Below are 22,521 nucleotides of genomic sequence, written 5' to 3'. Positions count from 1 at the left end.
ACCCTACGTCACGAGGGGTCGGGCGCGACGCCCGTGAGCTTGGCCGTCAAGTCCCACAACCGGCTGGCCGCGAGCTCGTCCCGGGCCGCCGCGGTCGACCCCGCCGGCGCCGGGTGGCCGCGCATCTCGCGGAACCCGTCCGGACCGTAGTAGCCGCCCGGTTCGACGTCCGGTGCCGTCGCCGCGTAGAGCTGCGGCAACGCTCCCACCTCGACGGACTGCGAGAAGAAGTCGCTGATCTTGGTGCCGAGCGCGAGCAGCGCGTTGCCCCGCGCACGGGCCATGTTGGCGCTCAGCTCGGTGGCGGTGATGCCGGGGTGCGCCGCGACGGACGTCACGTCCACGCCCGCGGCCCGGGTGCGGCGGTGCAGCTCCCTGGCGAACAGCAGGTTGGCCAGCTTCGACTGCCCGTAGGCGCCCCACGACGTGTAGCGGCGCACCTCGTAGTTCGGGTCGGCCAGGTCGATCCGGCCCGCCTGGTGGGCCAGGCTCGACACGGTGACCACGCGTGCGCCCGGCCGGGTGCGCAGCGCGGGCATCAGCAGCCACGTCAACGCGGCGTGGCCCAGGTGGTTGGTGCCGAACTGGCGCTCGAACCCGTCCGCGGTGCGCCCCAGCGGCACCGCCATCACGCCCGCGTTGTTCACCAGCACGTCCAGCGCGTCACCCGTGCTTTCACGCACCGAAGCCGCGGCCGCGCGCACCGACGACAGGTCGGCCAGGTCCAGCCGCACCAGGTCGGCCTTGCCACCGGTGGCGAGCACGCGCTCCAGTGCGCGTTGCCCGCGTTCGGGGGACCGGCAGGCCAGCAGGACGTGCGCGCCCTTGCCCGCGAGCACCTCGGCGGTGCGCAGGCCGAGGCCCGAGTTGGCCCCGGTGACCAGCGCGGTGCGCCCGCTCTGGTCCGGGATGTCCGCGATGTCCCACTTCCGGGCGATCCACTTCGGCATGGGTCAATACCTACCAGGTGGTCAGGCGCTCTTGGCGAGCCTGCGGTGCCTGCCCGGCACGACGGCGGGCCGCGTGCGCAGCAGGCTCGCGAACGCCGCGCCGACGCGGGCGATCTCCGCGCTCGGCTCGGACAGCTCCGCCAGGCCCGCGGTGAGCGCCAGCAGGCGCTGCTCCCGCTCGATCGCCTCGGTGGACGTCAGGTGCGCGTCGAGCACCGCGCGCAGCACCGGCTGCTCGGCCGCCAGCGCGCGCCACGTGCGGGCGACGGTCTCGACCCGGTCGTCGTCGCTGTCCTCCAGCGCCGTGCCGAGCCGTCCGGTGAGCTGCTGCATCCAGCGGTAGTGCAGGGCCAGGAGCAGCTCGTCCTCGGTGCCGAACAGGTCGCGGTCGAACGTCAGGGGTGCCGCGGGATCCCCCGCCGCGGCGCGGAGCACGGCGTCCAGAGCGTCGCGTCGTCGGTAGAAGTCGGACCAACTCATGATCACGCCCTCCTCTCGTGGTGACCGGCGTCATACCTCAGGTCTGTCGCATACCGGCGGTATGGCCGATGAGGCGAACATACCACGAGTACGTACCGCCGGTATGTCGTACGGTTGTGAACGTGGTGACAGTGCGGTCGAGGCGGTTGGACTACTCGGAGTCGACGAGGCAGGCCCTCGTGGACAGTGCCGTCGAGCTGTTCACCAAACGGGGTTACGCGGGCACCTCCCTGGACGAGGTGGCGAAACGGGCGCGGCTGACGAAGGGCGCGCTCTACCACCACTTCAGCGGCAAGCAGGCGTTGTTCGAAGCCGCCTTCGACTCGGTGGAGACCAAGTTCATCGAGAAGCTCGGCGAGATCGTCAGCGCGCCCGGCGACCCGTGGGAGACCGCGATCGCGGGCCTGCGCGCGTACGTGCGGGTCTGCCTGGAGCCCGCCTACCAGCGGATCGTGATCCACGAGGCGCCGGTGGTGATGGGCTGGGAGCGCTGGCGCGAGGCCGAGGAGCACTTCAGCTACGGCCTGCTGCGCTCCACGATCGAGGTCCTGGTCACGTCCGGCGAGCTGGAGCAGTTGCCGGTGGAGACCATGAGCAGGCTGCTCTTCGGCGCGCTCTCGGCCGGTGCCAGCACGATCGCTGGCGCATCGGACCCCCGCAAGGCCAGCGCCGAGGTGGAACGCACCATCGTCCGGGTCGTGGAAGGGCTCCGGGTCCGGGAGGACCCGCCCGCACCACCGCTCGAGGAGAAGCGCTCCCGGTCACGTCGCCGGTGACCGAACTCGGATCGCGAGCCCGCCACCCGGCCGACTAGCGTCAACCGGGTGGAACTCCGCATCTTCACCGAGCCCCAGCAAGGGGCCTCCTACGACGACCTGCTGGCGGTGGCGCGTGCCGCCGAGGCCGCGGGCTACGACGCGTTCTTCCGCTCCGACCACTACCTCAAGATGGGCGGCGTCGACGGCCTGCCCGGTCCGACCGACGCGTGGATCACGCTCGCCGGCCTGGCCCGCGACACCAGCACGATCCGGCTCGGCACGCTGATGACCGCCGCCACCTTCCGCCACCCCGGCCCGCTGGCCATCTCCGTGGCGCAGGTCGACCAGATGTCCGGCGGGCGGGTCGAGTTCGGCTTCGGCGCGGGCTGGTTCGAGGCCGAGCACACCGCGTACGGGCTGCCGTTCCCCTCCACGGTCGAGCGCTTCGAGCGCTACGAGGAGCAGCTGGAGATCATCACCGGCCTGTGGAACACGCCCGCCGGCCAGACCTACGACTTCTCCGGCAAGCACTACACCCTCGCCGACTCGCCCGCCCTGCCCAAGCCCGCGGCCAAGATCCCGGTGCTGGTCGGCGGCACGGGTCGCAAGCGCACGCCCGCGCTCGCGGCCAGGTTCGCCGACGAGTTCAACCTGCCGTTCCAGCCCGTGGACAACGCCGTCGAGGTGCTGGCCCGGGTGGACGCCGCGTGCGCCGAGATCGGCCGCGACCCGGCGGAGATCACCCGTTCCGCGGCCCTGGTCGTGTGCGTGGGGCGGGACGACGCCGAGGTCGCCCGCCGTGCCGCCGTCATCGGCCGCGAGGTGGACGAGCTGCGGCAGAACGGCCTGGCCGGCACGCCCGCCGAGGTGGTCGACAAGCTGGGCTCGTGGCGCGGGAAGACCGGCATCAGCCGTGCCTACCTGCAGGTCCTCGACCTCGCCGACCTCGACCACGTCGAGCTGATCGCGGCGGAGGTCGCGCCTCAGCTGCGCGGCTGACGCGGCGGTGGGCAGGACGGGCTCGTCCTGCCCACCACGCCCGGACGCCTACGAGAGGCTGACCTGGAAGTCCCGCAGGACAGCGGGCTCCACCAAGGCCAGCCGGACCAACCGCGCCAGCTCACCCGCGCGTGCGAACCACGGCTCGTCGACCTCGCGGATCAGCACCGCCGCACTGCCGACCCGCCCGGCCTCCCGCACGCAGAGACCGACCGTGACGATCCCGGGCAGCACCGCGAACGCCCGACCGACGTGCTCCCGGACCGAGGGCACCCCGGCCAACGCCCGGTGCGCCCGGTTCACCTCCGCCGCCGTGCCCGCCCACGTCCCCCGGGCCCACGGCCGCCGCCCCTCGTAACCGCGCGGCACGTCGGGCAGCCTCCCGAGCACTTCGAGCTGCAGCCGCGGATCCTTCAGGTACCGCTCGACGTCCACCGACCGCCCGAGCACCAACCGCAACGCGTCGACCAGGAACGCCGGCCGCCCTCCCACTCGCACGCCCACCAGGTCCGCGGCCGCCCGGTCACCCTCGACCATCACCGCGACCACCTGGTCCATCGTCACGAACCGCCGCGGATCGTCCGCCTTCACCCCGTTCGTGGACGTGATGCCCAACGCCCGCAGCGCCGCCTGATGAGCCGCGTCGTCGCCGAGGCAGTACCGCTCCCACTCGCCGACGCGCACCTTCTCGTCCCGCCGCACCAGCCCGCGCTCGACGGCCTTCGCGTACGCGCCCAGGTGGAAGACCGTCCCCGCCGCTCCCAGCGGCTGCCGTTCGTGCGGACGCCACGAAACCCCGCCACCCCGCCCGTCGTCCAGCACCGCGGCCACGTGCCGCCGGTGGGCGCGCAACCAGCCGAGCCAGTCGTCCGGCCCGGCGGCCACCGGCAGCAACGTGGCCATCCCGCAAGCCTGGAACAGACGCCGTCGAGTCAGGAGCACGACAGGTCTCCCCTCATTCCGCCATTACGGAACCCTAGAGGGGAGTTGTTCAGGCTGTCTGTACTGCGAAGGTGACGCCTGCGGCGGCGGGCTGTGCGCGGACCACCGTGCGATCGGTCAACGGCAGGTCGCCGTTCAACGCGTCGACGACCGCCTGGCGCGCCAGCGGCAGCACCTCGGCCACGGTCACGTCCCGGCCCAGCTCGTGCGACAACGACGCCACCCCGGCGTCCCGGATGCCGCACGGGATGATGTCGCCGAAAGCCGACAGGTCCGCGTTGCAGTTGATCTCGAACCCGTGCATGGTGACGCCGCGCTGCACCCGGATCCCGATCGCCGCGACCTTGCGCTCCACGCCCTTGTCGTCGGCTGGGATCCACACACCGCTGCGCCCCTCGACCCGACCCGTGACGACGCCCAGCTGATCGCACACGTGGATCAGCGCCTGTTCCAGCCGCCGCACGTACTGCACCACGTCCAACGGCTCCGCCAGCTCCACGATCGGGTAGCCGACCAGCTGCCCCGGGCCGTGCCAGGTGATCTTGCCACCGCGGTCCACGTCGATGACCGGCACGTCACCGCCCTTGGGCCGCTCCTCGGGCTCGGTGCGCCGACCGCACGTGTAGACGGGCGGGTGCTCCAGCAGCAGCATCGTGTCGCCGACCGCGCCGTCCGCGCGTGCCTCGGCGAGTTCGCGTTGCAGGTCCCACGCGGCCAGGTAGTCGATGGTGCCCAGCTCACGCACCTCGATCGGGTCCGTCGAGGTGCGGCAGGAGAAGTCAGGACTGCTCACGTCTCGACATTACGCCCACCGGCAGCAGCCCCAGGGCACGGGCGACGACCAGGCCCACCCCCACCACCGCCAGCACCGCGCCGACCGTGTCGGTGAACCAGTGCATGTCCAGCACGACCCGGCTCGCCGCCGTCAGCACCACCGCCGTGCCCGCCAACGCCACCGCGACCTTCAGGTACCGCCGGGCCAGCCACGCGCACAGCACGACACCCGTGAACGCCACCGACGTGACCGCCGTCACGTGCCCGCTCGGGTAGGCCCACTTCGGGAACTCGATCGGGCGAACCCGCTGGTACCAGTACCTGGCGAACAACGTCGACCAGCAGACCGCCAACAGCACCGCACCGCGGGCCAACAACGGGTCCTTGGCCAGGAAGGCGCGCAACCCCAGCGAGATCAACGCGATCGTGGCCAACCCGGGGCTGAGCACGAAGCTCACCACCGCCGACGCGTGCACGAACCCCGGCCCCAACTCCACCGCTGCCTGCCGCAGCCCCTCGTCCAGCCAGGGCGGGTCGTCGCGCACGGTCAGGCCCAGGACCATCGAGGCCAGCGCCAGCACGCCCCCGACGAGCGCGCCCATCACCTCTCGACGGCCGCCGCCACGGCCGCCCCGAGCGCGGGGTGCAGGAACTGGAAGCCGCGCTGTTCGAGCACCCTGGGCACGGCCCTCTGACCTGCCAGGAGCCCTTCCTCCGCGACCTCGCCCAAGACGGCTTTCAACACGAACGCCGGCGCCACCCACGGCGTCGGCCGGTGCAACGCGTGCCCCACCGTCCGGGTGAACTCGGCATTCGTCACCGGACCGGGCGCGGTGAGGTTCACCGGCCCCACCACGTCGTTCTCGACCAGGAACCGGATCGCCGCGATCGTGTCGTCCAACGATATCCACGGCATGTACTGGCGCCCGTCACCCAGCCGCCCACCCAGGAAGAACGCGAACAACGGCTTGATCTTCCCGAACAACCCGCCGGACGGGCTGATCACCAGCCCCGTCCGCATCCGCACCACCCGCGCGTGCCCCTCCGCCGCCGACGTCGCCGCCTCCCACTGCCGGCACAACTCGGCCAGGAACCCCGTCCCGGACGGGCTGCGCTCGTCGACCACCTCGTCACCGGTGTCGCCGTAGTACCCGATCGCACTGGCGTTCACCAGCACCGGCACCCCGTGCTCCACGACCGCCGCCGCCAACACCTCGGTCGGCACCGTCCGGCTGTCCAGCAGCACCTGCTTGCGGGCGTCACTCCACCGCTTGTCGGCGACACCGGCACCGCACAGGTTCACCACCGCGTCCACGCCGTCCAGGGCGCCCGCGTCGATCCTCCCGGCCGGCGGGTCCCAGGCCCGCTCGTCCGGCGCCGAGGGCCGCCTCCGCACCAACCGCAGGACCTCGTGCCCGGCACCGCGCAGCGCGGCGACCAGACTGGTGCCGATCAACCCCGACGATCCCGCGATGACAACGCGCATGCGTTGATCGTCTCGCAGCAAGCCCCCGGTTGCACAGCAGCGGACGTGTCACCCGCACCACGCCGGGCCACAACCCTTCGGACGAGCCACAAGGCCGCCCCCCACGAGCGCGGGGAGCGGCCTTGTGGTCGGACCGGACCTCTACAGACCCAGGTCAGCCTCGAACGAGCCCTCTTCGAGCCGGTTCTTCACCGTCGTGAGGAACCGACCCGCGTCGGCGCCGTCGACCAGCCGGTGGTCGTAGGTCAGCGCCAGGTAAGCCATGGACCGGATGGCGATGGTGTCGTCGCCGTTCTCGTCCGTGATCACCACCGGGCGCTTCTTGACCACGCCCACGCCCAGGATGCCGACCTGCGGCTGCTGGATGATCGGCGTGTCGAACAGCGCGCCGTTGCTGCCCAGGTTGGTCAGCGAGAACGTGCCGCCGGTCAGCTCGTCGGGCGTGAGCTTGTTGGCCCGCGCCCGCGCCGCCAGGTCGCCGATCTTGTGCGACAGGCCGGCCAGGTTCAGGTCGCCCGCGTTCGCGATGACCGCGTTGAGCAGGCCGCGCTCGGTGTCGATCGCGATACCCAGGTGCTCGGCACCGTGGTACACGACCTCCTTCTTCTCCTCGTCGATCGACGCGTTCAGCACCGGGTGCTGCTTGAGCGCCTCGACCGCCGCCTTGGCGAAGAACGGCAGGAACGTCAGCTTCGTGCCCTCGCGCTGCTCGAACGCGGCCTTGGCCCTGTTGCGCAGCCGGGCGATCTTGGTGACGTCGACCTCGAACACCTGGGTGAGCTGCGCCGAGACCTGCAGCGACTCACGCGTGCGCTGGGCGACGATCTGCCGCAGCCGGGGCAGCTTCTGCACCGTGCCGCGCTTGCCGCTGGTGTCGGCCGGCGCCGAGGCCACGCGCTGGGCGGGCGCGGACGCCGCGGCGGGCTTGGGCGCCTCCGGCTCCGGGGCCTTCTTGGCCTCGACCGCGGCGAGCACGTCCTGCTTGCGGATCCGGCCGCCGACACCCGTGCCCTTGAGCGTGGCCAGGTCGATGCCGTTCTCCGACGCGAGCTTGCGCACCAGCGGCGTCACGTAGGGCGCACCGTTGGACGAGGAGTCCTCGGCCGGCGCTTCCTGCTTGGGCGCCTCCTGGGCGGGAGCCGGCGCGGGCTTCGGCGCTTCCTGGGCCGGCGCTTCCTGCTTGGGCGCTTCCTGGGCGGGCGCGGGAGCCGGTTCGGCAGGTGCCGGCGCGGGCTTCGGTGCTTCCTGCGCGGCGGGCGCGGGCGAACCCGAGCCGACCACCGCGAGCTGCCCGCCGACCTCGACGGTCTCGTCCTCACCGGCGGTGATCTCGAGCAACGTGCCCGCCACCGGCGACGGGATCTCGGTGTCGACCTTGTCGGTGGACACCTCCAGCAGCGGCTCGTCGACCTCGACCGAGTCGCCGACCGCCTTGAGCCACCGGGTCACGGTGCCCTCGGTGACGCTCTCGCCCAACGCGGGCATGGTCACCGGCGTGCCCTCGGCCGAGCCACCACCGGACGGGGCGGGTGCCTCGGCCTGCGGCGCGGGCTCCGGCGCCGACTGCGGCTCGGGCTGGGCCTCCTCGGCGGGCGCGGCGGCCTCACCGGCGGTCGAGTCGGAGGACTCGGGCGTGTCGGACGACGCCCCGGACTCCGAGCCGTCACCGATGACGGCGAGCTCCGCGCCGACCTCGACGGTCTCGTCCTCCTGGGCGACGATCTTCTGGAGCACGCCCGCGGCGGGCGACGGGATCTCGGTGTCGACCTTGTCGGTGGACACCTCCAGCAAGGGCTCGTCGACCTCGACGCGGTCACCCTCCTGCTTCAACCAGCGGGTGACCGTGCCCTCGGTGACGCTCTCGCCGAGTGCGGGCATTTGGACGGAGAAGGCCATCGTTCGCTGACTCCTCGTGCGTGGGTCGGGGATCGGCTGACTGGGGTGCGACGGTCAGCCGTGCACGTGCAGCGGCTTGCCGGCCAAGGCGAGGAAGGCCTCGCCGAGGGCTTCTGTCTGGGTCGGGTGGGCGTGGATCAGCGGAGCCACGTCCTCGGGGTACGCCTCCCAGCTGTAGATGAGCTGGGCCTCACCGATCAGCTCGCCGACCCGCTCGCCGACCATGGTGACACCGACCACCGGGCCATCGGGTGCCTTGACGAGCTTGACACCGCCGGCGGTCTTCAGGATCTGGCTCTTGCCGTTGCCGGCGAGGTCGTAGACGAACGTCTCGACCGAACCGTACTTCTCCTTGGCCGCGGCCTCGGACAGGCCCACGGAGGCGACCTCGGGCTTGCAGTAGGTGACGCGCGGGATGCCCGCCTCGTCGATCACCTTGGGATTCTGCCCGGCGATGTCCTCGGCGACGAAGATGCCCTGCTGGAAGCCGCGGTGCGCGAGCTGCAAGCCGGGCACGATGTCGCCCACGGCGTACACGCCGGGGACGCTGGTGCGCAGCCGCTCGTCGGTGATGACGAAGCCGCGCTCCATCGTCACGCCGGCTTCCTCGTAGCCGTGGCCCGCCGTGTTGGGGCCGCGGCCGACCGCGACCAGCAGCAGGTCGGCGTCCAGCACGTCGCCGGATTCGAGCGTGACCGACACGCCCGACTCGCTCTGCGTGGCGCCGGTGAACTTCACGCCGGTCTTGAACTTGATGCCGCGGCGGCGGAACGCGCGCTCCAGCTGCTTGGACGCGTACTCGTCCTCGGCCGGGACCAGGCGGGGCAGCGCCTCGACGATGGTCACCTCCGCGCCGAAGGAGGCCCACACGCTGGCGAACTCGACGCCGATCACGCCGCCGCCGAGCACGACGACCTTCTCCGGGATGAAGTCCAGGTTGAGCGCCTGGTCGCTGGTGACGACCCGGCCGCCGATCTCCAGGCCGGGCAGGCTGCGGGCGTACGAACCGGTCGCCAGCACGACGTTCTTGCCGGTGTAGCGCTGTCCGTCCACCTCGACGGTGTTCGGGCCGACGAACTTGCCCGCGCCCTCGACCAGGGTCACCTTGTTGGCCTTGACCAGGCCCTGGAGACCCTTGTAGAGCCGGCTGACCACGCCGTCCTTGTACGAGTTGACGCCCGCGATGTCGATGCCCTCCAGCGAGGACTTCACGCCGAACTGGTCACCCTCGCGCGCGTTGTCCGCGACCTCCGCCGCGTGCAGCAGCGCCTTGGTGGGGATGCAGCCGCGGTGCAGGCACGTGCCCCCCAGCTTGTCCTTCTCGACCAGGATGACGGACAGGCCGAGCTCGGCCGCGCGGAACGCGCAGGCGTAGCCGCCCGAGCCGCCACCGAGGATCACAAGGTCGGCGGAGGTGTCGGTCACGGAATCTCCCTGGAGAGCTTGATGCCTTACTCCGCGCGGGTGCGCGCGTGTAGTTGCCATCTTGTCACTACCGCGCGAACGCCCGCGACGCGGTGTCGGTCTTGGGACGATTTGCCCCCACCTTCACACGCGCGCCGGCACCATGGTCGGCAGAGGTCCTTGCAGGAGGTGGCCCGGTGGGGCTGTTCGACCGTTTTCGCAGGAAGCAGCGCCCCGGCGTGCTCCGGGCGTCCACGTCCACGGACACCGGGCACCTGGAGCGGTGGGCTGCCGCGCGCCGGGGTGTGGAGGCGTACGTCGAGCCGAAGACGACCGTGACGGAGACCACGGTCGTGCTGGTCGCGCACGACGGTGAGTGGACGCGTCGCCGGATCGACGGCACCGAGGGCGCCAAGCGCCTGGCCAAGAAGCTGGAGATCCCGATCTACGACGCGGGCATCGTGGGCTACCCGAAGCGGATGCGCGAGTACTCGCGGCGCAAGGGTCAAGGGGCGTGAGAGCGCGGCCGGCCCGACGACCCATCAGGCCTGGCCGATCCCGTCCCACAACGTCCTGACCAGCGCTTCCGGGTCTGCGGGCCGGTCCGAGAAGAAGCCCAGGAACGCCTGGTACTGGCACGCGCCCAGCAGCAGGTCCGCCGCCGACCCGGTGTCGAGCACCGCGGGCAGCCGTCCCGCACCCCGCTCGGCCTCCAGGTACCGGGCCAGCATCTCCGGCACCGTTCCCGGCCCCACCCCGTGCGTCCGCAACGCCTCGCGGTGCGCGGCCAGCAGCGCCGGCTCCGAGAAGATCGACGCGGCGATCGGGAACGTCTCGACGTAGAACGCGATCGCGGCCCGCGCGACGTCGACCAACGTCTCGCGCACGTCGCCCCGGCCGGCCTCCAGTCCCGCCAGCAGCCCGGCCAGGTCGGTCGGCGCCCGTTCCCGCAGCACGGCCAGGAACAGGTCCGTCTTGTCCGTGAAGTGCTTGTACAGCGCCGCTTCCGAGAAGCCCGCCGCCTTGGCGATCTCCTTGGTGGTCGCCCGCGCGAGCCCTTTGGTGCGCATGACGTGGGCCGCCGCGTCGAGCATGCGGTCGCGTGTGGTCATGGGGCTACCCTAGTGGTTAGTAAGTACTCACCAACCGAAGGGCGGACCCATGCGCATCACGGTTCTGGGAGCGAGCGGCGGTACCGGGACGAAGATCGTCGAGCTGGCCCGGGAAGCGGGCCACGACGTCACCGCGATCGTGCGCACGCGCAACGGCCGCGACACCGCGGCCGACGTGATGGACCCGGACTCGATCGGCCCGCACCTCGCCGGTGCGGACGCCGTCGTCTCGGCCATCGGCTCGCGCGCGGTGCGCAAGCCGACGTCCGTGCAGACCGACAGCACCAGGTCGGTGATCCTGGCGATGAAGGCGCACGGCGTCCGCCGGCTGGTCGTGGTCAGCAACAGCGGCATGGTGGTCGACGGGGACGACCCGGTCAGCCGCTACCTGGTCAAGCCGATCCTGCGGCAGGTGCTCAAGCACCCGTGGGCGGACATGGCGCGGATGGAGGACGTCGTGCGCGCGAGCGGTCTGGAGTGGACGATCGTCCGCCCGCCGCAGCTGACGGACGGGCCGCGCACGGACGCCTACCGCACGGCGGTGGACACCAACGTGCGCGGGGGCATGCGGGTGTCCCGGGCCGACCTGGCGGCGCTGGTGCTGCGCTGCGCGGCCGACCCGGGAACCGCCCGCCAGGCGATCAGCGTGGCGAACTGAGCGGGAGGCCGGGGATCAGCCGTTCGCCGCGATGTCCGCGAGCACCGCCGCCAGGGTGCGCACCGGAACGCCGGTGCCGCCCTTGGTGGTGTACCCGTACGGCGCACCGGTGTGGAACGACGGCCCGGCCACGTCGATGTGCGCCCACGTCACGCCCTCGGCCACGAACTCGCGCAGGAACACGCCCGCCGCGAGCATCCCGCCGAACCGGTGCCCGGCCACGTTCGCGATGTCGGCCACCTTCGAGTCCAGGTCGCCGCGCAGCTCGTCCGGCAGCGGCATGGCCCACGCCTGCTCGCCGACCGCGCGCCCGATCGCGGCCACCCGGTCGCGGAAGTCCTCGGTGCCCATCACGCCGGCCGTCCGCTTGCCCAGCGACACGACCTGCGCGCCGGTCAGCGTGGACGTCTCGATCAGGTAGTCCGGGGCGTCCTCGCAGGCGCGCACGATCGCGTCGGACAGGATGAGCCTGCCCTCGGCGTCGGTGTTGAGCACCTCGACGGTCTTGCCGCCGTACATGGTCAGCACGTCACCGGGCCGGTAGGCGGTGCCCGAAGGCATGTTCTCCGCCATCGGCGCCCACGCGGTGACCTCCAGCGGGTACTTCAGCTTCGCGGCCAGCACGACGGTGGCGATCACGGCCGCCGCGCCGCCCATGTCCGAGGTCATCTCGTCCATGCCCGCGGCCGGCTTGATCGAGATGCCGCCGGTGTCGAACGTGATGCCCTTGCCGACCAGCGCGACCTTCTTGCCCGCCTTCGGGCCGCGGTAGGTGATGCGCACCAGGCGCGGCGGACGGCTGGAGCCGCCGCCGACGCCGAGGATGCCGCCGAAGCCCTGCTTGCGCAGCGCCTTCTCGTCCAGGACCTCGACCTCGAGCCCTTCGGCCTTGGCCAGGGCGGCGGCCCGATCCGCGAACGACGCCGGGAACAGGTCGTTCGGCGGGGTGTTGACCAGGTCGCGGGTCGCGGTGACGGCCTCGGCGATCGCGGTGGACGCCTTGAGCGTCGCGCGGTGCGCCCGGATGTTGCCCTCGGCCGGCGCGACCAGGTCGACGCGCGCGACCGGGCCGTCGCCCTTGTTCGACTTGTAGGCGGTGAACGAGTACGCGCCCAGCACGGTGCCCTCGACGGCGGGGCCGAGGTGCAGCGCGGACAGCGTGGTGACGGCGCGCTTGCGGCCGCCCAGCGCGCGGGCGGCGGCGCCGGACGCGCGGCGCACCTGGTCCTCGGTCACCGAGCCGTCGTCGGCGGGCTTGCCCAGGCCCACGGCGAGCACGACGCGCGCGCCGAGCTTGCCGAGCGTGGGCACGGTGACGACCTCGTCGGCCTTGCCGCTCGCGCCGACTGCGTCGAGCACGTCGAGCAGCGCGCCGTCGAACGCGGCGTTCACCGCCTCGGAGCCGGCGGCGAGGGCGAGGCCGTCCGGTCCCTGGACTGTGCCCACCACAACGGCGTCGGCGGTGGTGCTGCTCGGGTCACTGTCGGTGATGGCCAGCTTCGGCGCGGTCACTGCGGCTCCTTGACGGGGTCCTCCCGGCGCTTCCTGGTCGTGCGGCGGGATGGTGGTGGATCGTGACGAATGCTAAAGGTCGCGTTCACACTCGGGACGGCCGCACCTTCGATTGCGTTGAGTAACAATTAACACGAATGGGGGTCGTCCGGCCGGGCGTTAGTCGTCACCTAGTTGATATGGGACCGTGTAGCGGTGACAATCACGCCCCGTGCCGGGGCCGTGGCGCTCGCTCTCGGCGCGACACTGGGTGCCGGTGTGTTCACCGGTTTCGCCCCTGCCGCCGCGATCGCGGGCCCGTGGTTCCTCCCCGGTCTGGTCTTAGCCGCGGTGACGGCGTTGTGCTGCGCGTTCTCCACCGCGGACCAGCACCGCGCGTACCCCGACGCCCCCGGCGGCTACGCGTACATCCGCTACCAGCTCGGGTCCTGGCCCGCGCGCATCGGCGGCAGTGCGCACCTGATCGGCAGAGCGGGGATGGCCGCGGCGCTGGCGGGCGCGTTCGGGGCGTACGTGGTCCCGGAGCACCGGGTGGCGGCGGCCGTGGGGCTGATCGTGGTGACGGCCGGGTTGGGCGCGGCCGGGGTCCGGTGGGGCGCCGGGCTGAGCGCGGCGGCCGCGGGCGTGGTGCTCGGCGTGCTCGTGCTGGTGGTGCTGGTCTGCTTCTCGGTCGCGCCGCCGGAAAACCCCGCGGTGACCGGCGACGGGCCCGGGTTCGACGGTGTCATGGGCGCGTCGATGCTGTTGTTCGCGGCGTTCCTCGGGTTCGAGCGGATCACCGCTCCTCGCCGTGACGCGGGCGAGCAGGTGTTCTCCGCCCGGGTGCTGCACTTCGCGGTGCCGGTGGTGATCGGGGTCGTGCTGCTGGTGGCGATCGGGGTCGGCGCGGCCGTGCTGCGGCAGCTCGGGTCGGCTCGGTTGGCGTTGTCGCCCGCGCCGCTGCGGGACGCGTTGATCGTCGCCGATGGGCGGTGGCTGCTGCCGGTGCTCGGCCTCGGCGCGGCGGTCGCGGCGGTGTCGACGCTGTTCTTCGTGCTCGCGTCGGCCCGGCGGACGCTGGTCGGGATGACCGAAACGGGTGATCTGCCGCGGATCCGGGCGGGCTGGCCGCTGGAGGTCCTGAGCGCGGGGCCGGCGGTCGTCGCGGTGGTGGCGCTGCCGCCCTCGACGGCGTTGGCGGTGGGCGCGTGCGGCACGGCGTTCTACTACGGCTTCACCAACGCCTCGGCGCGGGTGTTGCTCCAGGAAGAACGCACGTGGCCGATGCGGACGGCGTGCCTGGGGCTGGGGCTGTCGGTGTTGCTGGCGATGAGCGCGCCCGCGACGGCGTTGGTCATCACCGGCGTGGGGATCGCGCTCGGTACCGGCCTGCTCGCGCTGGGTGGTGTGCGGCAACCGGTCGGCTGACCCGGACGGATGGTCGGACGTCCGAGCATCGGGACGACGATTTTCTGACGTCCCAGTGGCGGCTATCGTGCTGACATGACGACCGCGTTGCCTTTCACCCGGACCCCCAACCCGCAGCCGGCGACCCCGGAGCGCGTTGCGGAGGTACTCGCCAAGCCGGGCTTCGGGCAGCACTTCACCGACCACATGGTGACGATCCGCTGGAACCAGGAGCAGGGCTGGCACGACGCCGTCGTCGAGCCCTACCACTCGCTGGAGCTGGACCCGGCGGCCATGGTGCTGCACTACGGCCAGGCGATCTTCGAAGGGCTCAAGGCCTACCGCCAGCCCGACGGATCGATCGCGTCCTTCCGCCCCGAGGCGAACGCCGAGCGCTTCCGCGCGTCGGCACGCCGCCTGGCGATGCCCGAACTGCCCGACGAGCTGTTCCTGGGTTCGATCCGGGAGTTGCTGGCCGTGGACGAGCGGTGGGTGCCCGCCATCGCCGAGGAGTCGCTGTACCTGCGGCCCTACCTGTTCTCCACGGAGAAGGGCCTGGGCGTGCGGCCGGCGAAGGAGTACCTGTACGTGCTCATCGCCTCGCCCGCCGGGTCGTACTTCACGGGCGGGTTGAAGCCGGTGACGGTGTGGCTGTCGACGGAGTACGTGCGCGCGGCGCCCGGCGGGACCGGTGCGGCGAAGTTCGCGGGCAACTACGCGGCGTCCTTGGTGGCGCAGGCGCAGGCCGCCGAGCAGGGCTGCGACCAGGTCGTGTGGCTGGACGCGGTGGAGCGGCGCTGGGTCGAGGAGATGGGCGGGATGAACCTGTTCTTCGTCCTCGGTTCGGGTGACGACGTCCGCGTGGTGACGCCGGAGCTGTCCGGTGCGCTGCTGCCCGGCATCACGCGTGCCTCGCTGCTGCGGCTGGCGGCCGATTTCGGCTACGCGGTCGAGGAGCGGCGGATCTCCACCGAGGAGTGGGAGAAGAAGGCCGAGTCGGGTGAGCTGACCGAGGTGTTCGCGTGCGGCACGGCGGCGGTGATCACGCCGGTCGGGCACGTGAAGCACGCGGAGGGCGAGTTCTCCGTCTCGGGCGGTCGCACCGGCGAGGTGACGATGAAGCTGCGCAACCACCTGACCGGCATCCAGCAGGGCCTGGTCACCGACCCGCACGGCTGGATGACCAGGATCGACTAGAGGTTCACGGCCGCGGTGCGCGATCCGTTGTCCCGCGGGGCGGCGGATCGCGCACCGGTCAGAGCGCGGTGACGGCCAGGACGGTGACGGTGGCGGTCTCGCAGGCGGCGCCCAGGACGTCGCCGGTGATCCCGCCGAACCGCTTGCGCGTGTGCCTGATCAGGAGCAGGACCAGGGCCGCGGCCAGGACGACGGCCAGTGGACCGTGCCACGGGTGCACGAAGAACCCGGCCACCACCAGGGCCACCCACCAGACCACCGCGACCCACGGCGGCTGGGTGCCCGCTACCAGCGCGCCCAGGCCCTCGGGACGGGCGGCCGGTACGCCGCGCAGGCAGCACAGCACGAACGCGGCCCGGCCGGCGGTCAGCGCCAGGAGCACCGCGGGCCAGTCGACGGCGGGGAAGGCGGCGGCCTCCGCGCCCAGCACGACGATGAGCGCGACCACCGCGAACGGGCCCGCGCCGCCGTCCTTCATCACCGCGAGCGCCCGTTCCGGCGGCCCGTAGCAGCCCAGGCCGTCCGCGGTGTCGGCCAGGCCGTCCAGGTGCATGCCCCGGGTGGCCAGGGCCAGGAAGCCGACGATGAGGAAACCGGCCACCAGGTCGGGCAGCGGCAGCAGGAGCAGGGCCGCGGCCGCCGCACCCAGCAGCAGGCCGACGAAGGGCGCGAAGGCGATGGCCCGTCGTGCCGCCCGCGCGTCGACCTCGTCGGAGCCGACGCGGACGGGCAGCACCGTCAGCCACGACAACGCCAGGCGCATCAGGCGGGTCCGGAGATGCCCGCGCTGTCGAAGGTCGCCATCTCGGCCAGGATGCGGGTCGCCATCACGACCAGGGGGAGGGCCGCCACCGCGCCGGAGCCCTCGCCCAACCGCATGTCGAACTCCAGCAGCGGTTCCAGGCTCAGGTGCCCCAGGGCCAACGTGTGCGCGGGCTCGACCGAGCGGTGGCCCGCCACCCACCAGTCACGGGCGCCCGGTGCCAGTTCCTCGGCGACGACGGCCGCCGCGCCGACCACCACGCCGTCGAGGATCACGGGGGTCTTGCGCACGGCCGCCTGCGCCAGGAAACCGGCCATGGCGGCGAGGTCGGCGCCCGACGCGGTGGCGAGCAGGGCCACCGGGTCGTTGATCACGGGGCGGGCGCGGCGCAGGGCGTCCCGGATGGCGGCGGTCTTGCGCATCCAGCCCTGGTCGTCGATGCCCGTGCCGCGGCCGACCACGGCCACCGGCTCGGAGCCCGTGAGGGCCGCGATCAGGACCGCGGCCGGGGTGGTGTTGCCGATGCCCATGTCACCGGCGATGAGCAGGTCCGCGCCGCCGTCCACCTCGTCGTCCACGAGCTTGCGGCCGATCCCGATCGCCTTCTCGGCCTCTTCGTGGGTGAGCGCGTCCTCGCGGTCGATCGAGCCGGAGCCGCGGCGGACCTTGAACTCGCCCACCGCGGTGTCCGAGTCGACGGCCACGTCGACCACGCGGACCGTCGCGCCCGCCACGTTGGCCAGGACGTTCACCGCGGCGCCGCCGGCCAGGAAGTTCGCCACCATCTGGCCGGTGACCTCGGACGGGTACGCCGAGACGCCGTGCTGGGCGACACCGTGGTCGCCCGCGAAGACGACCACGCGGGGCCGGGTGAACGGCTTGGGCGGGCACTCGCCCTGGCAGGCCGCCACCCACGCGCCGAGCTCCTCCAGCCTGCCCAGTGAGCCGACCGGCTTGGTGAGCACGCCGTGCCTGGCCAGCGCCTCGGTGCGCACCCGCTCGCTCGGCGGCTCGATGGCTGGGAACTCGATGGTCACCGACTACCTCCGGGTTCGCGCAGTCGCAGTGGGATTCCGGCGACGACCAGCAGCACCTCGTCGCAGACCTCGGCCAGCCGCGCGTTGAGCGAGCCGAGGTGATCGCGGAAGAGCCTGCCAGAGTGGGTGCTGGGCACCACGCCCAGGCCGACCTCCGCCGAGACCAGGACCAGTCGGGCGCGGGTCAGGTCGACCGCTCGGACCAGCGCCGCGCACTCGTCCTCCACCTGGCCGATGCCGTGGCCCTCCCAGGCGCCCGCGTCGTCCAGCACGCCGTTGAGCCAGGTGGCCACGTCGTCCACCAGGATCGGGGGATCGGTCTCGCTGGTGGCGGTGAGCAGGGCGATCAGGTCGTTCGGCGCGGGTGCCTCCACCGTGGTCCACGAGGTGGGGCGGCGGGCGACGTGCTGGGCGATCCGCAGGTCCCAGTCGGCGTCGTCGGGGTAGCGGCGGGCGGTGGCGACGTAGGTCACGACGTCCTCGGTGAGCAGGCCTTCGGCGTGCGCGGACTTGCCCGAACGCGCGCCGCCGAGCACCAGTGTCCGACGCGTCACACCGCACCCCAACCGTTCCGTGACGACATAGCCTGACCCGGAACGTTACCCGTACGGCGCAGCGCGAGGAGGTCCGTCATGGAGTACCGGTGGCGGTACCAGGACGAGCAGGGGCACGAGGTCGAAGGGCCGCGCCTGGCGTTCCCCGACCAGACCGCGGCCGAGGACTGGTTCGGCTCCGCGTGGGTCGAGCTGCGGGAGGCGGGCGTCGCTCAGGTGACGTTGCTGCGCAGCGAGTCCGAGGTGTACGGCCCGATGTCGCTCGCACCGGCCGACTAGCCGCGGCGGTCCGCTCACCGGGTGCCGGCCGGTCGTCGGAGGGCGGCGGTGGCCGCGGATCGCACGGCGGGGTGCGGGTCGCGCAGGGCGGCTGCCAGGCGTTCGGGCAGGTCGGCCGGCGCGGTGCGGCCCAGGGCAGTGGCGGCGTTGGCGCGGACCCGGGGTCGGGGGTCCTTCAGAGCTTCCGTCAGCGGCGCGAGCGCTGTGGTGCCCGGCAGCCGACCCAGTGCCGCCGCGGCGCGGGCGCGGACCAGTTCGTCCTCGTCCCGCAAGGCCCTGGTCAGCGTGCGAGCGTCACGTGCGTCGGCGCGTTGACCGACGACCCAGATCACGGCGCGGCGGACGACGCTGTCCCGGCCCCACACGTGCAGCTGTGGCCGTGCGTCGATCCGGGTGAGGGCTTGACCGGCGAGCTTGCGGGCACGCCGGTCGGTCGTGGTCAGCAGGACCTCCGCCAGGGTCGGTGTGACCGAAGGATCGGCCAGCCGCACGAGTCCGGTGAGCGCGACGCGGACGTGTCGACCGTCGCACGCCGCCGCCAAACGCCCGACTGCGCGCCGGTCACCGTGTTCGGCCAGCACCCGGATGGCGCGTTCGCGGACGGTCGGGTCGCCGTCGTCAGTGGCGGCGAGGGCCGCGGGGACGAGCAGCGGACCGCCGATCTTCGACAACGCCAGCAGGGCGGCCTCGCGAACGGGCCCGTGCCGGTGGTCGAGCATCGACCGGATGTCCGGCGCCGCCTGGACCGAGCCGATCTTGTCGAGTGCCTGCAGCGCGGTCGTCGTCAGCACGTCGTCGGACGTGTGGAGTGCGTTGATGAGCGCGTCGGTGGCGTCGGCGATGCGCAGCTGACCGAGCGCGTGCGCGACCGCGCTCCGGTCGGTCGTGCGGGTGCGCAGGTGCTCGATCAGCGCGGGGCCGACGCGGGTGTCGCCGGCCCGAGCGAGCACGTGGGCGATGTCGTGCGCGCCGCCGTGGTCCGCGTGGGTCAACGCGTCGGCCAGCACGGACAGCCGCCGCGGGTGCGGGGACTCGGCGATCCGCTGTGCGGTGTGGCGGCGCGTCCAGGCCCAAGGCGGTCCGGGCCGGTTCGCCAGCTCGACCAACTGGTCGAAGACCTCCAGCACGGTCTCGGCCGTGAGGCCGCGCACGGCCGACGCGACCACGTTCGGTTCGGGGTCGGCCAGCGCCTCGACCATGATCGTCCGGTGTGCGGGATCGCGGAACTCGGCGAGCGCGCTGACCGCGACCGTCCGCACCGCCCTGCTCGCGTGCGCCGTCAGCGTCACCAGCCAGCGGCTCCCGGCCGGGTCGGAGAGCAGCGCCCGGTCGTGTGCGTGCTCGTAGAGCTCCTTGTACGCCTCGGTGTAGGCGGGCGATTGCCCGGTCGGCTCGAGCCGGACCACCCGGGCCACGAGAACGTCACCGGAGCGCCGGTCGGTCTGTTCCTGCACGCCCGCCAGTGTGAACCGGCGGGGAGCGGATGTCCGTCGAACGCGAAAGCCCCGCCCGGATCGTCCGAGCGGGGCCTTCGAGCTTGACGCGCGTCAGGGGGTGACGGTGAACCGCGGGTCGGTCTCCACGACGCCTTCGAGCACGTCGTCGATCTTCTTCAGCAGCTCCGCGTCCAGCTTCACGCCGGCGGCCTTCACGTTCTCGTGCACCTGCTCGGGGCGGGACGCACCGATGATCGCGCTGGCCACGTTCGGGTTCTGCAGCGTCCACGCGACCGCGAGCTGGGCCAGCGACAGACCGGCCTCCTCGGCGAGCGGCTTGAGCTGCTGCACCTTGGTGAGCACCTCGTCGCGCAGGAAGCGCTGGATGAACTTCGAGCCGGTCTCGTCGGTCGCCCGCGAGCCCTCCGGCAGCGGCTGGCCGGGCAGGTACTTGCCGGTCAGCACGCCCTGGGCGATCGGCGACCAGACGATCTGGCTGATGCCCTCGCGCTCGGAGGTCGGCACGACCTGCGACTCGATGACCCGCCACAGCATCGAGTACTGCGGCTGGTTGGAGATGAACGGCACGTTCAGCTCACGCGCGAGCGCCGCGCCGCGGGCGATCTGCTCGGCGTTCCACTCCGAGACGCCGATGTAGAGCACCTTGCCCTGCCGCACCAGGTCGGCGAAGGCGAGCATCGTCTCCTCCAGCGGCACCGACTTGTCGTACCGGTGTGCCTGGTAGAGGTCGACGTAGTCGGTCTGCAGCCGCTTGAGCGAGCCGTTGATCGACTCCGTGATGTGCTTGCGGCCGAGGCCCTTGTCGTTCGGGCCGCCGGGGCCGGTCGGCCAGAAGACCTTGGTGAAGATCTCCAGCGACTCGCGGCGCTGACCGGCCAGCGCCCGGCCCAGCACGGACTCCGCCTTGGTGTTGGCGTAGACGTCGGCGGTGTCGAACGTGGTGATGCCCGCGTCGAGCGCGGCCCGGACGCAGGCCGTCGCCTGGTCCTCCTCGACCTGGGATCCGTGGGTGAGCCAGTTGCCGTACGAGATCTCGCTGATGTTCAGGCCACTGCGGCCGAGGCGTCGGAACTCCATGCCGCCAAGCCTAGTACCGGATCGTTCGGGTTGCTAATGAACTGTCGGCCGGCGGTCAGACCTTGTCGCCGGGGCTCACCCGGGGCTTGGGCACGCGCAGGCGGCGCAGCTGGCTGGCCCGGATGAACGAGTACCAGCCGATGGACAGGCCGCGCGTGGTGTCGTTGGGGAACTTCAGCCGCACCCGCCGGATCACCATCCGGCCGAGCACGAAGCCCTCCACGATCATCGCCAGCAGCATGAACGTGGTCAGCAGCGTCGCGTACTGCTGGATCGCCGGCGCGGGCACGAGCAGCGCGACGAACACCAGGATCGCCAGCGGCATGAACAGGCCCATGAGGTTGCGCCGCGAGTCGACCACGTCGCGGATGTAGGCCTTCACCGGGCCGCGGTCGCGGGGCAGGAGGTACTTGTCCTCGCCCGCCATCATCCGCTGGCGCCGCTCGGCCGCCACCGCACGGCGCTCTTCCTTGGACACCTTGTTCCCGCGCGCCCGCTTCAACGCCTCGCGCTGGGTGCGGGGCGGTGGCGGCACGGGGCCGCGCCGCTTGCCCTCGGCCTCGCGCCGCTTCGGCGTGGGCCGCCCCTTGCCTGGGGTGCGCGACGGATCGGCCGGGGTCACCTCCGCGGAAACGTCCTCGGCGGCGGTGGTCTCGGCGGTTTCGTCGGCGTTGCGGCGCAGGAACCTCACCGCACCAGAGTAGGAGATGCCCCGATAAGTACTGTTCGCCAGGTGCGAGTTGTTATTGCGCCGGACTGCTTCGGCGGAACGCTGACCGCGCGGGAAGCCGCCGAAGCCGTGGCCGAGGGCTGGCGCCGCACCGCTCCCGACGACGAGCTGAGCCTGCGCCCGCTGGCCGACGGCGGGCCGGGTTTCGTGGACGTCCTGCACGCCGCGCTGGGCGGCACGCCGCACGTGACGACCGTCACCGGACCGCTGGGCACGCCGGTGGAAGCGGTGTGGCTGGAGCACGACGGGCGCGCGTACGTCGAGTCCGCCCAAGCCTGCGGCCTGCACCTCGTCCCGGCCGACGAGCGCGCGCGGGCCGCCGAGACCGCCACGACCAGGGGCGTCGGCGAACTCGTCAACGCGGCCGGCGAGGCGGGCGTGCACACGATCGTGGTCGGCTTGGGCGGTTCGGGCACCACGGACGGCGGCGCGGGCCTGCGTGAGGTCGTCCGCCCCGTCACGGCTGCGCTGGTCGCCGCCGCCGACGTGGAGAACCCGCTGCTGGGCCCGCACGGCGCGGCGCGGACGTTCGGGCCGCAGAAGGGCGCGTCACCCGAAGCGGTGGAACGGCTGGAGGCGCGGCTGGGCGCGATGGAGGAGCTCGCCGACGTCCGCGACCTGCCCGGCGCGGGTGCCGCGGGAGGCCTCGGAGCTGCGCTGATGGCGCTCGGGGCCACGGTGGAGTCCGGCGCGGGCATGGTTCGGGCGCTGACGCGGTTGGACGAGGCGCTGGACGACGCCGACCTGGCCGTGACCGGTGAGGGCAGCTTCGACTGGCAGTCGTTGCGCGGGAAGCTGGTGACCGCCGTGGCCGGTGGCGCGGCGGAGCGCGGCCTGCCGTGCGTGGTGCTCGCGGGCCAGGTCACGGTGGGTAGGCGGGAGGCAGCGGCGGCGGGTGTGCAGGAGTCGTACGCGGTGGCCGAGCACGCCGGGTCGGTCGAGCGCAGCCTGGCCGACCCGGCGGGCACCCTGGCCGACCTCGCCGAGCACGTGGCGAGGCAGTGGTCACACTCCCGGCGCTGACGTCTGTGCGACCATGGGGGCAGGAACAAAGCGGGTACTTCCCGTGT

At 72.5% G+C, this 22,521-nt stretch carries 24 protein-coding genes; 8 read left to right on the top strand and 16 right to left on the bottom strand.

The genetic code is table 11. The features are described from left to right. Nucleotides 1–8: 8 nt before the first annotated feature. Both B0I31_RS09360 and B0I31_RS09355 read right to left on the bottom strand, forming a co-directional pair. A complete protein-coding gene (locus B0I31_RS09360) occupies nt 9–950 on the bottom strand; it encodes an oxidoreductase (protein ID WP_106614944.1) in 942 nt (313 codons plus the stop codon). A gap of 21 nt (nt 951–971) precedes the next feature. Further along, complete coding sequence (locus B0I31_RS09355; RefSeq protein ID WP_106615393.1) at nt 972–1,430, bottom strand: hypothetical protein; 459 nt, start codon at nt 1,428–1,430, stop codon at nt 972–974. Nucleotides 1,431–1,561: 131 nt separating this feature from the next. Here B0I31_RS09355 and B0I31_RS09350 point away from each other — a divergent pair, with 131 nt between their 5' ends. Next, a complete protein-coding gene (locus B0I31_RS09350) occupies nt 1,562–2,206 on the top strand; it encodes a TetR/AcrR family transcriptional regulator (RefSeq protein ID WP_181320122.1) in 645 nt (214 codons plus the stop codon). Between the two features lie 48 nt (nt 2,207–2,254). After that, nucleotides 2,255–3,187, top strand: a complete 933-nt coding sequence (locus B0I31_RS09345; RefSeq protein ID WP_106614943.1) for an LLM class F420-dependent oxidoreductase — start codon at nt 2,255–2,257, stop codon at nt 3,185–3,187. Nucleotides 3,188–3,235: 48 nt separating this feature from the next. On the opposite strand, the gene B0I31_RS09340 is transcribed toward B0I31_RS09345, so the two are convergent. The 6 genes from B0I31_RS09340 to lpdA all read right to left on the bottom strand — a co-directional run bounded on the left by B0I31_RS09340 (nt 3,236) and on the right by lpdA (nt 9,710). After that, nucleotides 3,236–4,090: a hypothetical protein gene (locus B0I31_RS09340; RefSeq protein WP_106614942.1), complete on the bottom strand. Its 855-nt coding sequence runs from the start codon at nt 4,088–4,090 to the stop codon at nt 3,236–3,238. A gap of 88 nt (nt 4,091–4,178) precedes the next feature. Further along, nucleotides 4,179–4,922 carry a lipoyl(octanoyl) transferase LipB gene (gene lipB / locus B0I31_RS09335; RefSeq protein ID WP_106614941.1) on the bottom strand — a complete coding sequence of 248 codons (744 nt, stop codon included), beginning with the start codon at nt 4,920–4,922 and terminating at the stop codon, nt 4,179–4,181. Continuing rightward, complete coding sequence (locus B0I31_RS09330) at nt 4,909–5,505, bottom strand: phosphatase PAP2 family protein (RefSeq protein ID WP_106614940.1); 597 nt, start codon at nt 5,503–5,505, stop codon at nt 4,909–4,911. Before B0I31_RS09330 ends, lipB begins: the two co-directional genes overlap by 14 nt. Continuing rightward, nucleotides 5,505–6,389, bottom strand: a complete 885-nt coding sequence (locus B0I31_RS09325) for a TIGR01777 family oxidoreductase (protein WP_106614939.1) — start codon at nt 6,387–6,389, stop codon at nt 5,505–5,507. The genes B0I31_RS09330 and B0I31_RS09325 overlap by 1 nt, the downstream gene beginning before the upstream one ends. 141 nt (nt 6,390–6,530) lie before the next feature. Further along, a complete protein-coding gene (sucB, locus tag B0I31_RS09320) occupies nt 6,531–8,285 on the bottom strand; it encodes a 2-oxoglutarate dehydrogenase, E2 component, dihydrolipoamide succinyltransferase (protein WP_106614938.1) in 1,755 nt (584 codons plus the stop codon). Between the two features lie 54 nt (nt 8,286–8,339). Continuing rightward, complete coding sequence (gene lpdA, locus B0I31_RS09315; RefSeq protein ID WP_106614937.1) at nt 8,340–9,710, bottom strand: dihydrolipoyl dehydrogenase; 1,371 nt, start codon at nt 9,708–9,710, stop codon at nt 8,340–8,342. A gap of 176 nt (nt 9,711–9,886) precedes the next feature. Between lpdA and B0I31_RS09310 the strand changes: the two genes are divergently transcribed. Further along, on the top strand, nt 9,887–10,207 hold the full coding sequence (locus B0I31_RS09310) for an oxidoreductase (protein ID WP_073886490.1): 321 nt from the start codon (nt 9,887–9,889) through the stop codon (nt 10,205–10,207). A 24-nt stretch (nt 10,208–10,231) separates the two neighbouring features. Here B0I31_RS09310 and B0I31_RS09305 read toward each other — a convergent pair whose 3' ends face one another. Beyond that, nucleotides 10,232–10,801 carry a TetR/AcrR family transcriptional regulator gene (locus tag B0I31_RS09305; RefSeq protein WP_106614936.1) on the bottom strand — a complete coding sequence of 190 codons (570 nt, stop codon included), beginning with the start codon at nt 10,799–10,801 and terminating at the stop codon, nt 10,232–10,234. A gap of 49 nt (nt 10,802–10,850) precedes the next feature. On the opposite strand from B0I31_RS09305, the gene B0I31_RS09300 reads away from it, so the two are divergent. Beyond that, on the top strand, nt 10,851–11,459 hold the full coding sequence (locus B0I31_RS09300) for an NAD(P)-dependent oxidoreductase (protein ID WP_106614935.1): 609 nt from the start codon (nt 10,851–10,853) through the stop codon (nt 11,457–11,459). A 15-nt stretch (nt 11,460–11,474) separates the two neighbouring features. Here B0I31_RS09300 and B0I31_RS09295 read toward each other — a convergent pair whose 3' ends face one another. Further along, nucleotides 11,475–12,971 (bottom strand): leucyl aminopeptidase, encoded by a 1,497-nt coding sequence (locus B0I31_RS09295; RefSeq protein ID WP_106614934.1) that lies wholly within the window; start codon nt 12,969–12,971, stop codon nt 11,475–11,477. A 195-nt stretch (nt 12,972–13,166) separates the two neighbouring features. Here B0I31_RS09295 and B0I31_RS09290 point away from each other — a divergent pair, with 195 nt between their 5' ends. Then, the gene (locus B0I31_RS09290) at nt 13,167–14,378 is read left to right on the top strand and encodes an APC family permease (RefSeq protein ID WP_146173786.1); all 1,212 of its coding nucleotides are present in this window, start codon (nt 13,167–13,169) and stop codon (nt 14,376–14,378) included. Nucleotides 14,379–14,453: 75 nt separating this feature from the next. Then, nucleotides 14,454–15,554, top strand: a complete 1,101-nt coding sequence (locus tag B0I31_RS09285; protein WP_106614932.1) for a branched-chain amino acid aminotransferase — start codon at nt 14,454–14,456, stop codon at nt 15,552–15,554. A gap of 58 nt (nt 15,555–15,612) precedes the next feature. On the opposite strand, the gene cobS is transcribed toward B0I31_RS09285, so the two are convergent. Genes cobS through cobU form a run of 3 tightly spaced genes read right to left on the bottom strand, consistent with a single transcriptional unit; the run spans nt 15,613 to nt 17,908 of the window. Continuing rightward, entirely contained in the window at nt 15,613–16,317 is a 705-nt protein-coding gene (cobS, locus tag B0I31_RS09280; protein WP_106614931.1) for an adenosylcobinamide-GDP ribazoletransferase, read from the bottom strand. Next, on the bottom strand, nt 16,317–17,354 hold the full coding sequence (gene cobT, locus B0I31_RS09275; protein ID WP_106614930.1) for a nicotinate-nucleotide--dimethylbenzimidazole phosphoribosyltransferase: 1,038 nt from the start codon (nt 17,352–17,354) through the stop codon (nt 16,317–16,319). Before cobT ends, cobS begins: the two co-directional genes overlap by 1 nt. Beyond that, nucleotides 17,351–17,908: a bifunctional adenosylcobinamide kinase/adenosylcobinamide-phosphate guanylyltransferase gene (gene cobU, locus B0I31_RS09270; protein ID WP_106614929.1), complete on the bottom strand. Its 558-nt coding sequence runs from the start codon at nt 17,906–17,908 to the stop codon at nt 17,351–17,353. Before cobU ends, cobT begins: the two co-directional genes overlap by 4 nt. Before the next feature lie 78 nt (nt 17,909–17,986). On the opposite strand from cobU, the gene B0I31_RS09265 reads away from it, so the two are divergent. Next, nucleotides 17,987–18,187: a hypothetical protein gene (locus B0I31_RS09265; RefSeq protein ID WP_106614928.1), complete on the top strand. Its 201-nt coding sequence runs from the start codon at nt 17,987–17,989 to the stop codon at nt 18,185–18,187. Nucleotides 18,188–18,201: 14 nt separating this feature from the next. On the opposite strand, the gene B0I31_RS09260 is transcribed toward B0I31_RS09265, so the two are convergent. From B0I31_RS09260 to B0I31_RS09250, 3 genes are all read right to left on the bottom strand, one after another. Then, on the bottom strand, nt 18,202–19,641 hold the full coding sequence (locus B0I31_RS09260; RefSeq protein ID WP_106614927.1) for a HEAT repeat domain-containing protein: 1,440 nt from the start codon (nt 19,639–19,641) through the stop codon (nt 18,202–18,204). Nucleotides 19,642–19,734: 93 nt separating this feature from the next. After that, the gene (locus B0I31_RS09255) at nt 19,735–20,721 is read right to left on the bottom strand and encodes an aldo/keto reductase family protein (RefSeq protein WP_106614926.1); all 987 of its coding nucleotides are present in this window, start codon (nt 20,719–20,721) and stop codon (nt 19,735–19,737) included. Nucleotides 20,722–20,776: 55 nt separating this feature from the next. Next, a complete protein-coding gene (locus tag B0I31_RS09250) occupies nt 20,777–21,412 on the bottom strand; it encodes a DUF3043 domain-containing protein (protein ID WP_106614925.1) in 636 nt (211 codons plus the stop codon). Between the two features lie 42 nt (nt 21,413–21,454). On the opposite strand from B0I31_RS09250, the gene B0I31_RS09245 reads away from it, so the two are divergent. Continuing rightward, a complete protein-coding gene (locus tag B0I31_RS09245; RefSeq protein WP_106614924.1) occupies nt 21,455–22,474 on the top strand; it encodes a glycerate kinase family protein in 1,020 nt (339 codons plus the stop codon). Nucleotides 22,475–22,521 lie beyond the last annotated feature (47 nt).

Origin of the sequence: Saccharothrix carnea, assembly GCF_003014735.1 — a bacterium.
GTDB lineage: Bacteria > Actinomycetota > Actinomycetes > Mycobacteriales > Pseudonocardiaceae > Actinosynnema > Actinosynnema carneum.
The sequence above is the reverse complement of the archived record's forward strand: the minus strand, read 5'-3'. Positions and strand labels throughout refer to the sequence as shown.

Coding starts and splice junctions, on each gene's coding strand:
- sucB (WP_106614938.1), bottom strand. CDS start 8,285: ATGGCCTTCTCCGTCCAAATGCCCGCACTCGGCGAGAGCGTCACCGAG.
- cobS (WP_106614931.1), bottom strand. CDS start 16,317: ATGCGCCTGGCGTTGTCGTGGCTGACGGTGCTGCCCGTCCGCGTCGGC.
- B0I31_RS09285 (WP_106614932.1), top strand. CDS start 14,454: ATGACGACCGCGTTGCCTTTCACCCGGACCCCCAACCCGCAGCCGGCG.
- B0I31_RS09360 (WP_106614944.1), bottom strand. CDS start 950: ATGCCGAAGTGGATCGCCCGGAAGTGGGACATCGCGGACATCCCGGAC.
- B0I31_RS09325 (WP_106614939.1), bottom strand. CDS start 6,389: ATGCGCGTTGTCATCGCGGGATCGTCGGGGTTGATCGGCACCAGTCTG.
- B0I31_RS09340 (WP_106614942.1), bottom strand. CDS start 4,090: ATGGCCACGTTGCTGCCGGTGGCCGCCGGGCCGGACGACTGGCTCGGC.
- B0I31_RS09255 (WP_106614926.1), bottom strand. CDS start 20,721: ATGGAGTTCCGACGCCTCGGCCGCAGTGGCCTGAACATCAGCGAGATC.
- B0I31_RS09330 (WP_106614940.1), bottom strand. CDS start 5,505: ATGGGCGCGCTCGTCGGGGGCGTGCTGGCGCTGGCCTCGATGGTCCTG.
- B0I31_RS09300 (WP_106614935.1), top strand. CDS start 10,851: ATGCGCATCACGGTTCTGGGAGCGAGCGGCGGTACCGGGACGAAGATC.
- B0I31_RS09355 (WP_106615393.1), bottom strand. CDS start 1,430: ATGAGTTGGTCCGACTTCTACCGACGACGCGACGCTCTGGACGCCGTG.
- B0I31_RS09265 (WP_106614928.1), top strand. CDS start 17,987: ATGGAGTACCGGTGGCGGTACCAGGACGAGCAGGGGCACGAGGTCGAA.
- B0I31_RS09305 (WP_106614936.1), bottom strand. CDS start 10,801: ATGACCACACGCGACCGCATGCTCGACGCGGCGGCCCACGTCATGCGC.